At 49.9% G+C, this 9,866-nt stretch carries 9 protein-coding genes and 2 tRNA genes; 9 read left to right on the top strand and 2 right to left on the bottom strand.

What is annotated here, in order from left to right; all coding sequences use genetic code 11:
* Positions 1 to 79: 79 nt before the first annotated feature.
* Both MD588_RS23765 and MD588_RS23760 read left to right on the top strand, forming a co-directional pair.
* Positions 80 to 154 (top strand) — tRNA-Gln (locus tag MD588_RS23765).
* 57 nt (positions 155 to 211) lie between these two features.
* Positions 212 to 296, top strand: a tRNA-Leu gene (locus MD588_RS23760).
* Positions 297 to 482: 186 nt separating this feature from the next.
* Here MD588_RS23760 and MD588_RS23755 read toward each other — a convergent pair.
* Positions 483 to 1,643 (bottom strand): 2-octaprenyl-3-methyl-6-methoxy-1,4-benzoquinol hydroxylase, encoded by a 1,161-nt coding sequence (locus MD588_RS23755; protein WP_265700334.1) that lies wholly within the window; start codon positions 1,641 to 1,643, stop codon positions 483 to 485.
* A gap of 229 nt (positions 1,644 to 1,872) precedes the next feature.
* Here MD588_RS23755 and mtgA point away from each other — a divergent pair, with 229 nt between their 5' ends.
* The 7 genes from mtgA (at position 1,873) to MD588_RS23720 (ending at position 9,245) form a co-directional block, all read left to right on the top strand.
* Entirely contained in the window at positions 1,873 to 2,559 is a 687-nt protein-coding gene (mtgA, locus tag MD588_RS23750; protein ID WP_265700333.1) for a monofunctional biosynthetic peptidoglycan transglycosylase, read from the top strand.
* 237 nt (positions 2,560 to 2,796) lie between these two features.
* Positions 2,797 to 4,221, top strand: coding sequence for a tRNA (N6-isopentenyl adenosine(37)-C2)-methylthiotransferase MiaB (gene miaB / locus MD588_RS23745; RefSeq protein ID WP_265700332.1), 1,425 nt, complete (start codon positions 2,797 to 2,799; stop codon positions 4,219 to 4,221).
* Between the two features lie 81 nt (positions 4,222 to 4,302).
* Positions 4,303 to 5,385: a PhoH family protein gene (locus tag MD588_RS23740; protein WP_265700336.1), complete on the top strand. Its 1,083-nt coding sequence runs from the start codon at positions 4,303 to 4,305 to the stop codon at positions 5,383 to 5,385.
* Positions 5,385 to 5,849 (top strand): rRNA maturation RNase YbeY, encoded by a 465-nt coding sequence (gene ybeY / locus MD588_RS23735; protein ID WP_265700330.1) that lies wholly within the window; start codon positions 5,385 to 5,387, stop codon positions 5,847 to 5,849. Before MD588_RS23740 ends, ybeY begins: the two co-directional genes overlap by 1 nt.
* 134 nt (positions 5,850 to 5,983) lie before the next feature.
* Positions 5,984 to 6,856, top strand: coding sequence for a CNNM family magnesium/cobalt transport protein CorC (gene corC / locus MD588_RS23730; RefSeq protein WP_265700329.1), 873 nt, complete (start codon positions 5,984 to 5,986; stop codon positions 6,854 to 6,856).
* Between the two features lie 3 nt (positions 6,857 to 6,859).
* Positions 6,860 to 8,413, top strand: a complete 1,554-nt coding sequence (lnt, locus tag MD588_RS23725) for an apolipoprotein N-acyltransferase (protein ID WP_265700328.1) — start codon at positions 6,860 to 6,862, stop codon at positions 8,411 to 8,413.
* 178 nt (positions 8,414 to 8,591) lie between these two features.
* Complete coding sequence (locus MD588_RS23720) at positions 8,592 to 9,245, top strand: lipid-binding SYLF domain-containing protein (protein WP_407676612.1); 654 nt, start codon at positions 8,592 to 8,594, stop codon at positions 9,243 to 9,245.
* A gap of 79 nt (positions 9,246 to 9,324) precedes the next feature.
* Here the strand turns inward: MD588_RS23720 and MD588_RS23715 are convergent, their stop codons facing one another.
* Positions 9,325 to 9,807 carry a zinc ribbon-containing protein gene (locus MD588_RS23715; RefSeq protein WP_265700325.1) on the bottom strand — a complete coding sequence of 161 codons (483 nt, stop codon included), beginning with the start codon at positions 9,805 to 9,807 and terminating at the stop codon, positions 9,325 to 9,327.
* Positions 9,808 to 9,866 lie beyond the last annotated feature (59 nt).

The raw sequence follows: 9,866 nt of genomic DNA, 5'->3' as shown, positions 1-9,866 counted from the left end.
TGTGAGAGTTCAAGTCTCTCCTTCCGCACCATTCTCTCTAAAACCTCTTTTCGAGGCAGTCTCTAAGAAAGACACCTGTAGGGCTATCGCCAAGCGGTAAGGCAGCGGCTTTTGATGCCGCCATTCCCTGGTTCGAATCCAGGTAGCCCTGCCACATTTTACTTAGCGTTTTATCTCTTGATGCTATGATCAAGATAAGACGAAAGGTATTGCGGAAGTGGCGGAATTGGTAGACGCACCAGATTTAGGTTCTGGCGCCGCAAGGTGTGAGAGTTCAAGTCTCTCCTTCCGCACCATCGTTTAGAAACCCACCTTTTGGTGGGTTTTCTTTTATCTGCAGCAAATTAACTCTGTTGCATAAAACTGTTTTTACAACCTACTCAATGATCGTATCTCTCTGGTTGTTAAGCCGAATGTTTTTATTAACATTCGGCTTTTTCTTTATTGGTTGGCGCCAAATACAGTTATACCCGTTGGTGCCACTACATACCCATTGCGTATTTTAATGCCTGCTTCTTCAACGGACCGGTGTGCTCGGCCAACTTAAGGCCGACGTTACGCATCAGCTTCACTGGCAGCAAAGAGTTACTGAACGTGGTATAGAAGAAATCCATACCGCTTTGCATTAGCAGGTTATCGGGACGGCGACGGCACTCATAAGCTTTTAATACCGAAGGGACAGCCCACTCTTTGCCGGCTTTCTCAATTTCATGCAATAGCACATCGACATCCTTGAAGCCAAGATTCACGCCCTGTCCAGCAAGAGGGTTTATTGTATGGGCGGCATCACCAAGCAAAACGACTCCAGGTTTATAGTAATTCTGGGCGTGGCGGCGGGTCAGCGGGAAGCTGCCGTGGCTTAATACCTTGAACTCCCCTAGTTCTTTGGGGAAGTTGACACTGATCTGTTCATGCAACTGCTCTGCACTCATAGCACTAAGCTGCTTGATCCTCTGCGGGCTGTCATACCACACCAATGATCCCTGATGTCCCGGCAACGGCAGAAAAGAACGAGGCCCCCGAGGAGTAAACATCTGCCAGGTCATATCCTGCTGTGGCAAGGCCGTTTCTACATTAATGAGCATGCAATGCTGACGATAGTCCCAAGCCGTAATACCAATGCCTGCCTGCTGACGCACCTGAGAGTTCGCCCCGTCGGCACCAACTAATAACCGGGTGCTGATCTGTCGACCATCATCAAGCTCGACCAGGTAGCCCGCTTCAGTCGCCTCTGCTCTTATCATTCTGGTAGGACATAGTAGTGATAAGTTCGGGTAATCATCAAACTGCTGCCATAGGCCCAGCTGGATAATTCGATTCTCCACAATATAGCCCAAGCGATCTAAGTTCATTTCGTCGGCATTAAAGCGAGTACGGCATTCGGGATGCTCCCAGGTTTCAAGTCGCTTGAATGGACACACTCGCATCTGCAAAATACTGGCCCAGGCACCTAGGCGCATCAGAAGAGCTACAGAGTTTGGTGAGATAGCAGAAACCCGCAGATCCATTGGCTGTTCGGATTGGAAGCTCTTCGGCTCCGTCCCTTCCAATACGGCTACAGTTAGTCCCTGCTGTGCTAAACCCAATGCAGTCGCAGCACCAACCATGCCACCACCAGCAACCACTACATCATATTGTTCCATATCTGGTCTCATCTCTGTGCTTATCTATACGCTTATCTATAAGCGCTTGGACATAAACAAATAACTCTCTGATCTGACATCTAATTCGCTGAGCCAGATAAGTATTGTGTTGACCGTATGTTACCTGATTCCCTCTCAGCCATCAGCGATAATTCCCCGAACTCTGCCACTTGGCATATTAATCTATTATGATTGAAGCCAAGATAAACTCTAAGAAGTAACGAGATCCGTGATAGCAACGTTTAAACGCTGGTTATTCAGGTGCATCCTTCTGGTTATGGTTACGCCAATACTGCTAGTCATGACCGGAAAATATATCGACCCTCCGATTTGGGGCTGGAAAATCCACCGCAGTTTATATCCGCCAATCGGTTACCCAGAGCTGTCGACACACCTTTGGGTCGATATACAACACATCTCGCCAAACGCCCAGCTAGCCGTTATAGCCTCAGAAGATCAGCGCTTTGCCAGCCATTACGGGATCGACATCAATGCCATTCTGACCATCCTAAAGCAAACCGGAGCTGATGGTCCGAGCCGTGGGGGAAGTACCATCACCCAACAAACAGCGAAAAATTTGTTCCTCTTCCCTACCCGCTCGTTTCTTCGCAAAGGGGCTGAACTCTACTTTGCCCTACTGATGGAGCTATTGTGGGACAAATCTCGCATTATCGAAGTCTACCTCAACATCATTGAGTTCGGCCCTGGGTTGTACGGTATTGAAGCCGCCAGCCAGAACTATTTCGCTATTCCGGCTCGCCAACTTTCACCTCAGCAAGCCGCCCAACTGGCAGCTGTCCTCCCCAACCCCTATAAAATAAAGGCCAACCCGATGAGCGAGTATGTCCGCCAGCGAAGCCGCTGGATCACCCAACAAATGCGACAGCTCGGCAACCAGACTCTTGACCAGCTCTAAATTGATTATTCACTAATAGCCCCCGTCCAAGCCCCCGGTGAAACATCAATAAATACAACCCGTCATCTCCCAGACTAAAAACCATATTTTATTCGGGGTGGTGATGATCTAGTCAGGCAGGGTTTTAAGCAGTACAATACGCGGCTTGCTACAGCCAACAGTCTCTAAATCATAGTTGTTGGCCGAATGAAGCAATGTTGAATGCAATGAATAAACACTACGAGTGAAGAGTTAGACATGGCTAAGAAACTGCTTATTAAAACCTGGGGCTGCCAGATGAACGAATACGATTCATCAAAAATGGCCGATCTTCTTAATGCAGCCAATGGCTTCGAGTTAACGGAAGAACCAGAAGAAGCAGACGTTCTGCTACTGAACACCTGCTCAATCCGTGAAAAGGCGCAAGAAAAAGTTTTCCACCAGCTAGGCCGCTGGAAAACGCTGAAAGACAAAAAGCCAGACCTGGTGATTGGCGTAGGTGGTTGTGTAGCAACCCAGGAAGGCGACTCGATTCGTCAGCGTGCACCTTACGTTGATGTCATTTTTGGCCCACAGACCCTGCACCGCCTGCCAGAGATGATCAAACAGTCACAATCTGATCACGCTCCGGTCATGGACATCTCCTTCCCGGAAATCGAGAAATTCGACAGCCTGCCAGAGCCTCGTGCCGAAGGTGCAACGGCATTCGTTTCGATCATGGAAGGTTGTTCTAAATACTGTACTTACTGTGTTGTTCCCTACACACGTGGTGAAGAAGTTAGCCGCCCGCTGGATGATGTACTTTTTGAAGTCGCTCAACTGGCAGATCAAGGCGTACGCGAAGTCAACCTACTTGGCCAAAACGTGAATGCCTACCGTGGTGCAACTCACGATGACGAGATTGCCACATTTGCCGAGCTTCTGCGTCTGGTTGCGGCTATCGACGGTATCGACCGTATCCGTTATACCACCAGCCATCCTATCGAGTTCACTGATGACATCATCGAAGTGTACGAAGATACGCCGGAGCTGGTTAGCTTCCTGCACCTGCCGGTACAGAGCGGCTCAGACCGTATTTTGTCGATGATGAAGCGTCCGCACACCGCCATCGAATATAAGTCAAAAATCCGTAAACTACGCAAAGCGCGTCCGGACATCACCATCAGCTCTGACTTTATCGTGGCATTCCCGGGCGAAAGCGATCAGGACTTCCAGGATACCATGAAGCTGATCCGTGAAATCGACTTCGATATGAGCTTCAGCTTTATTTTCTCGGCACGTCCGGGAACACCGGCGGCAGACTATCCATGTGATCTGCCAGAGGAAGTGAAGAAAGAACGCTTGTACGAACTGCAGCAGCAGATCAATACTCAAGCAATGCGTTATTCACGCCAGATGCTGGACACTGAGCAGCGTATTCTGGTTGAAGGCCCATCGAAGAAGAACATCATGGAGCTTCGCGGCCGTACCGAGAACAACCGTGTCGTAAACTTTGAAGGCTCTGCCGAGCTGATTGGCCAATTCGTTGATGTCAAGATCACCGACGTATTCACTAACTCGCTACGCGGTGAACTTGTACGCACCGAAGCCGAAATGGCTCTACGTGTAGCGATGTCACCTACCGAGGTGATGGAAAAAACACGTAAAGAAGATGAATTGGGTGTAGGCGTATATACTCCTTAGTAAGACGCCAGTCTGAAGACTAGTAGGACGCGCCCTAACTAATGGTCGCCCGCCCCCGCGGGCGATCGCAATGAGAGGCAAATCTTGAGCAAAATTATCACTGTAGAATTCAATCTGGAACCCGCCAATAACCAGCGCCTTTCCAGCCTTTGCGGCCCTTTCGACGATAATATCAAACAACTTGAACGCCGTTTGGGTGTAGAAATCAACCACCGCAGCAACGGTTTCAGCGTTGTCGGCCAATCCCACACCGCACAAGCCACCGCTGAAATCATCAAAAACCTTTACGTCGATACGGCACCAGTCCGCAACAATATCCCTGATATTGATCCCGAGCACATTCATCTGGCTATCAAAGAGTCTGGGGTGCTAGAACAAGCTACCGAGTCATCTATCCCCTATGGTAAAGAAGTCACCATCAAAACCAAGAAAGGGGTGATCAAGCCACGTACGCCAAATCAGGCCCAGTACATCACCAACATGGTCACCCACGATATTACCTTCGGTGTGGGCCCTGCAGGTACCGGTAAAACCTATCTCGCGGTTGCCGCTGCCGTCGATGCACTTGAGCGCCAGGAAGTTCGCCGTATTCTACTGACTCGTCCTGCGGTTGAAGCCGGTGAAAAGCTCGGCTTCCTACCGGGGGACTTAAGCCAGAAAGTCGATCCTTATCTTCGCCCGCTCTACGACGCCCTATTTGAAATGCTAGGCTTCGAGCGAGTAGAAAAGCTGATTGAACGTAATGTCATTGAAGTTGCACCGCTGGCCTACATGCGCGGTCGTACCTTAAATGATGCCTTTATCATCTTAGATGAAAGCCAGAATACCACGGTAGAGCAGATGAAAATGTTCCTGACCCGTATTGGCTTCAACTCCCGGGCAGTGATCACCGGTGACGTTACCCAAATAGACTTACCGCGCGGTGCCCGTTCAGGTCTGCGCCATGCCATCGAAGTGCTGTCGGATGTCGACGAGATCAGCTTCAACTTCTTCCAGGCTGATGATGTTGTTCGTCATCCTGTGGTTGCACGCATCGTACAGGCATACGAAGTGTGGGAAAATGAAGATCAAAAGCAACGTAAACTGATGGAGCAACGACGTCGCGACGAACAAGCGGCGCAACAAGTTGTCTCCCCACAAGCTGAACCGGAAAAAAGTAACTAATGGCGATTTATCTTGATCTGCAATATGCCACTGAAAGCCAGGCTGGCATGCCAACCGAAGTCGATTTTCAACACTGGCTAGATGCTGCTATCACCCCGTTTCAGGCTGATGCAGAAGTGACGGTTCGTCTGGTCGACGAAGAAGAAAGCCATGCTCTGAACCATGAGTACCGCGGCAAAGACAAACCAACCAATGTGCTGTCGTTCCCGTTTGAGGCTCCTCCTGGTGTAGAGCTAGATCTTCTGGGCGACTTAATTATCTGTCGCCAGGTTGTCGAAAAAGAAGCCAAAGAACAGAATAAACCGCTAAATGCCCACTGGGCACATATGGTTGTACACGGTAGTCTTCATCTGCTAGGTTATGATCATATTGACGATAATGAAGCAGAAGAAATGGAATCTTTGGAAACGGAAATCATGGTAAACATGGGTTTTGCCGATCCGTATGTCGAAGAGAAGCTGTAACATTATCGAAAAATCGTTGTCGTAGTACTTGATAATACCAATCAGGATAAATCAGTATCCAGAAACTAATGCTGATTGGTATAACATCCCGTGGCATGGCCACTTAATTGAGAGAGAGATTTTTTCTTAAAACAATGAACGAAGATAACTCACAAAATTCTGAAGGTCCGAGTAGAAAGTCCTTCTTTGAACGTATTGGCCAACTGTTTCAAGGTGAACCGCAAAACCGTGAAGAGCTGGTAGAAGTATTCCGTGATTCGGAAGAAAACGATTTAATCGACCACGACACCCGCGACATGCTCGAAGGTGTTATGGAAATCGCTGAAATGCGTGTTCGTGACATCATGATCCCTCGCTCTCAGATGGTTACCATCGAACGTTCTCAGAAGTTAGAAGACCTGATTGATTTAATTGTTGATGCCCAACACTCCCGCTACCCGGTGATCAGTGATGACAAAGATCATGTAGAAGGCATATTGCTGGCTAAAGATCTGCTGCGTTACCTCCTTCCGAATAGCGAGCCATTTGATATGGACAAAGTGCTGCGCCCGGCTGTTGTAGTGCCGGAAAGCAAGCGTGTTGACCGCCTGTTGAAAGAGTTCAGAGAAGAGCGCTATCACATGGCGATCGTTGTCGATGAATTTGGCGGGGTATCAGGTGTTATCACCATTGAGGACATCCTGGAACAGATCGTCGGCGAAATCGAAGATGAATTCGACGACGAAGAAGAGCAGGATATCCGTCAGTTAAGTAAGCATACTTTTTCGGTAAAAGCACTGACAACCATCGAAGACTTTAACGAAATGTTCCAGACCTACTTCAGTGATGAAGAGGTCGACACCGTTGGCGGATTGGTCATGACCAGTTTTGGTCACCTGCCAGCACGCGGTGAGATCGTAGAGCTTGAAGGCTACTCATTCAAAGTGACGTCAGCCGACAACCGCCGGGTTATTCAGTTGCAAGTGACCGTGCCTCACGAAGCACCTCAACCGACAACTACTTCATAGATAATGAAAAAAAAATCATTAATGACGTTGGGACAGCTATTTTTAGCTGTCCCTTCGGGTGCACTCGCCACCCTCTCGTTTGCCCCCTATAACTACTGGTACCTAGCACCAGTTTCCATTTTTGCTTTTCTCTACCTGCTACAGAACCAAACTATCAAGCGCTCTGGCCTGATCGGCTTCCTTTGGGGCCTGGGCCTATTTGGTACTGGGATCAGCTGGGTCCATGTCAGTATTGATACCTTCGGCGGCATGCCGAAAGTTGCCAGTATGTTCCTGATGGGCTTGCTGATCAGCTACCTGGCCTTGTTCCCCGCCGCATTTGGCGCCCTGTTTAACCGCTTCAACCGCGGGCGTCCATTCCACCAGCTATTGCTGAGCGGGCCGGTGATCTGGCTGTTGCTCGACTGGTTCCGTGGCTGGTTTCTAACCGGGTTTCCCTGGCTGTGGATGGGCTATAGCCAGGTTGATAGCCCATTTGCGGCAATTGCACCGATCCTCGGGGTTGAAGGCATTACCCTTGCCCTTATGTTGTGCAGTGGCGCATTCGTTGCAGCATGGTGCGATCGCAACTGGAAACCACTTCTAATCCCGGTCTTGATCATCGGGTTAAGTGGGCTAGCAGGCAGTATCCAGTGGGTTACTCCTGCCCCAGAGAAAAGCGTCGAAGTCGCCCTGATCCAGGGAAATGTGCCACAGGAGCTCAAATGGCTACCGAGCCAACGCTGGCCAACCTTGATGAAATACACCGATCTGACCCGTGAGAACTGGGATGCCGATCTGATCGTCTGGCCGGAAGCGGCAATCCCAGCGCTGGAAACTCAGGTACCAACATTCCTGCAAAACCTCGATAGTGCCGCCCGCAATAACAACAGCACCGTCATCACCGGAGTGCTCGATCAGAAGGAAGACGGCCAGTATTTCAATAATATCCTAACTTTAGGTATGAATACCGACGGTCCCTACAACTATGAGAGTGCCCACCGCTACAGTAAGCATCAATTACTGCCATTTGGTGAGTTCGTGCCTTTTGGCGATTTGCTGCGCCCAATAGCGCCATTCTTCAACCTGCCGATGTCATCATTCAGCCGTGGCGATTTTGTCCAACCCAACCTTGAAGCCAATGGCTATTCGCTGGCTCCTGCACTGTGCTACGAGATCGCCTTCAGCGAACAGGTCCGCCAGAATGTGAACATCGATACCGAGCTATTACTGACACTGTCCAACGATGCCTGGTTTGGCACCTCGATAGGACCATTCCAGCACATGGAAATTGCCCAGATGCGCTCACTTGAGCTCGGCAAACCGCTACTGCGCGCAACCAATAACGGGGTAACAGGTGTTGTCGACCACACCGGAAAAATTACCGACCAGATCCCGCAGTTCGAAACCGCCGTACTGAGAGCGACTGTCGTTCCAACCGAAGGATTAACTCCTTACACAAGCCTGGGAAGCTGGCCACTATACTTCTATATCCTATGGTCCCTGACCCTGTCGTTTATTCTGTTCAGACGCCAGGCGGGCCATTTCCGCGATCATCGGCCGCAGGAAAGTGAGTAATACCAACCAGAATAAGTAACTATTGATGATTTGAACCAGCGAGAATGAACAAATACTTGTCTTGGTTGGTATCCAGCTGAATAGAAACTGAAAAGGCGAAGATAAACTCTTCGCCTTTTTTTTCATATTGCTAGTATAAAAACAATGTGAGTCCCCCTGTTACTACAAGGAAGCGTGAATGAAAACCATCAACCGACTATTCGCCATGCTGAGCACGCTTGCGCTGCTGTGTGTCGCCTCCGGCTCTGTCGCCAAAGAAGACATTGATACCCAGGCCAGCCTGAGCCATTTTCGTGCCGCAGAGCAAACCCGGCCATTCTTCAAGTCGGCATATGGTTACGCGGTATTCCCATCCGTGGGCAAGGGCGGTTTCTGGATCGGCGGGGCCTATGGCAGCGGCACTGTCTATAAAAATCATATTGCTACTGGTTCAAGCAAACTCTACCAGGTGTCGTTTGGCCTCCAGTTCGGTGGCCAGTCCTACAGCGAAATTATTTTCTTCCAGGATAAGCGGGCCTACGAACGTTTCACCAGCGGCAGTTTTGAGCTTGATGCTCAGGCATCGGCGGTAGCCCTGACAGAAGGGGCGCAGGCAAAAGCTGGTACCGCCGGTCTCAGCGCCAGCTCTGGCCAGCAGTTTATCGATGCCAGCTACACCAACGGAATTGCCGTGTTCACCTACGCCAAGGGGGGAATGATGATTGAAGCCTCGCTGGCAGGGCAGACGTTTAGCTTCGAGCCACTTGTTATGTCACAGGCGCAGGAAACCGACACACAGCACAATAACGAACCTGCGTCCGTCGTAGTCAAAACGCTCGAGCGTCCAGAATAACCCACCGGCTCACATGAAAGACGAGTCACTGGCCTACCGCCCGTGACTTGTCGATAAAGATACCGCAGCTAATTCGAAATTAAGGTGACAGCGGTCGGCGGGTAAACTGAGTGTGTCCGCACTTGAGGCACGGCTCAATTTTCTTTACATGAGTGATCATTTCGTGATGACCGCACTTTTCGCACACTAAGTTACCAAGGCCAATGATTTCTCCCGCCTGGTAGACCCCCTGGTGCTGCAGATCGTCCATCACCTCACGCCACTCGATCTGAGTTTTGTCAGTAATTTCGGCCAACCCTTCCCAGATAGTTTCAGCCACAACACGGTAGAACGGGCTCTCGCTGAAGGGCTCTGGGCTCTCTTCGACATTTTGACCGAACTCTTTGAGATCCCGCTTCAGATAAGCAGAAATCAGTGCCCATTCATCCTTGGTCATATCGCTGGCGGCCTCACGGTATTTCGCCATAACTTCCGCCACGTGCTTCAGCTCGTCCGGGCTATGCTTCAAGGTTTCAGTTACCTGCTCCAGTAGCGCTTCATAGTCCTTTTTTTGCTTAGCCATGGATCACCTCCTATTTCTGTGGTGCGATTGGGGCTGATATACCAAACAGGCCAATAATC

This window comes from Photobacterium obscurum, assembly GCF_026191635.1.
In the GTDB taxonomy this organism is placed as follows: domain Bacteria; phylum Pseudomonadota; class Gammaproteobacteria; order Enterobacterales; family Vibrionaceae; genus Photobacterium; species Photobacterium obscurum.
This window is presented reverse-complemented; position numbering and strand designations above follow the sequence as displayed.

Excerpts from the sequence above, each read along its gene's own strand:
- lnt (WP_265700328.1), top strand. The coding sequence starts at position 6,860 with ATGAAAAAAAAATCATTAATGACGTTGGGACAGCTATTTTTAGCTGTC.
- corC (WP_265700329.1), top strand. The coding sequence starts at position 5,984 with ATGAACGAAGATAACTCACAAAATTCTGAAGGTCCGAGTAGAAAGTCC.
- MD588_RS23715 (WP_265700325.1), bottom strand. The coding sequence starts at position 9,807 with ATGGCTAAGCAAAAAAAGGACTATGAAGCGCTACTGGAGCAGGTAACT.
- ybeY (WP_265700330.1), top strand. The coding sequence starts at position 5,385 with ATGGCGATTTATCTTGATCTGCAATATGCCACTGAAAGCCAGGCTGGC.
- miaB (WP_265700332.1), top strand. The coding sequence starts at position 2,797 with ATGGCTAAGAAACTGCTTATTAAAACCTGGGGCTGCCAGATGAACGAA.
- MD588_RS23755 (WP_265700334.1), bottom strand. The coding sequence starts at position 1,643 with ATGGAACAATATGATGTAGTGGTTGCTGGTGGTGGCATGGTTGGTGCT.
- MD588_RS23720 (WP_407676612.1), top strand. The coding sequence starts at position 8,592 with ATGAAAACCATCAACCGACTATTCGCCATGCTGAGCACGCTTGCGCTG.